The 1,301-nt window shown below is 74.3% G+C and carries 2 protein-coding genes and 1 pseudogene; all 3 read left to right on the top strand.

What is annotated here, in order from left to right:
- Window positions 1-474, top strand: a 474-nt coding sequence (locus tag FHG89_RS00075) for a TetR/AcrR family transcriptional regulator (RefSeq protein ID WP_139581805.1), incomplete at its 5' end; no start/stop codon positions are given.
- Window positions 475-542: 68 nt separating this feature from the next.
- The gene (locus FHG89_RS00070) at window positions 543-1,085 is read left to right on the top strand and encodes a SigE family RNA polymerase sigma factor (protein WP_139581804.1); all 543 of its coding nucleotides are present in this window, start codon (window positions 543-545) and stop codon (window positions 1,083-1,085) included.
- Window positions 1,082-1,301: pseudogene (locus FHG89_RS00065) on the top strand (hypothetical protein); the annotation flags it as partial. The gene FHG89_RS00070 and the pseudogene FHG89_RS00065, both read left to right, overlap by 4 nt.

The following is a 1,301-nucleotide window of genomic DNA, read 5'->3' as shown; positions in this document are numbered from 1 at the left end:
GTTCGATCCGGGCCAGCGGCGCCGACGCCCATCGACCCGTCGATGGTCATGCGCTACTACGGCAGCAAGGAGGGGCTCTTCGCGGCGGCGGCCGAATTCGACCTGCGCCTGCCCGACCTGACCGCCGTCCCGCCCGCGCGGCTCGGTGAGACGCTGGTCCGGCACTTCCTCGCCCGCTGGGAGGGCGACGAGACACTCGTCGCGCTGCTACGCGCCGCCAGCACCAACCCGGGCGCGGCCGAACGGATGCGCGGCATCTTCACCGACCAGCTCGCCGCGGCCGTCGCCACGTTCGGCACCGGGACGAGGACGACCGGCCGACGCGCCGGCCTGGTGGCCAGTCAGATCCTCGGCCTCGCCTTCACCCGCTACATCGTCCGCCTGCCGCCCATGGTGGACGCCGAGCCGGAGGAACTGGTCTCCTGGATCGGGCCGACCCTCCAGCGCTACCTGACCGAGCGGCCGGAGAAATGACCCAACCTTTTCCCGCTCCCCGTGCGTCTGCCAGGTGACGCGCGACGCGACGGCCGGAAGGCGGGCGGATGGGATCGACGGCGGACGACGGCCGCGACGGCTACCTCGCCTTCGTGGAGACCCACCAGCACCGACTGCTGCGCGCGGCCTACCTGATCTGCGGCAACCGGCACCAGGCCGAGGACCTCCTCCAGGACGCCCTGCTGAAGCTGGCGCTGCGCTGGCCGTCGGTCCGCGACGGCGACCCCGCCGCGTACGTGCGGACGATCCTCTACCGCGACGCGGTGTCCTGGTGGCGTCGCCGACGTCGCGAATGGCTCAGCGCCGCACCGCCGGAACAGGTGGCCCCCGACCGCGACGGCGCGTTGCGGCTGACGCTGCACGGCGCGCTGGGGCAACTGCCGCCGCGGCAGCGGGCCGTGCTGGTGCTGCGCTACTACGAGGACCTGACCGAGGTCGCCACCGCGGAGGCGCTCGGGGTAACCGTCGGCACCGTGAAGAGCCAGTGCCACGCCGCCCTGCGCCGGCTCCGCGAGGTGGCACCGGAACTCACCCTGGACACCCGGCCGGGCCGGGGCGCGGCAGCCACCGGCCTGGAGGTGAACCCGTGAACGAGCAGGATCTCCGTCGACTTCTGACCGTCAGCGTCGAGGACGTGCTGCCCAGCCAGCCCGCGACGGCCGGCTGGGACCGGGCGCGGCGCACCAGGCGTACCCGGCGGGCGGTCGGTGCGGTCGCCCTGGCCGTGGCACTGATCGGCGGCGGCACGGTGGCCGCCCTCCGACCACCGGCCGATCCCCCACCGGACCACCCGGTCGCCCCGACCC

This window comes from Micromonospora orduensis (assembly GCF_006228125.1).
Taxonomy (GTDB): Bacteria; Actinomycetota; Actinomycetes; order Mycobacteriales; family Micromonosporaceae; genus Micromonospora; species Micromonospora orduensis.
Note: the sequence above shows the minus strand (reverse complement) of the source record. Positions and strands in the feature narration are given on the sequence as shown.

What these genes read in the sequence shown, in the direction of transcription:
- FHG89_RS00070 (WP_139581804.1), top strand. Translation starts at nt 543, where the DNA reads ATGGGATCGACGGCGGACGACGGCCGCGACGGCTACCTCGCCTTCGTG.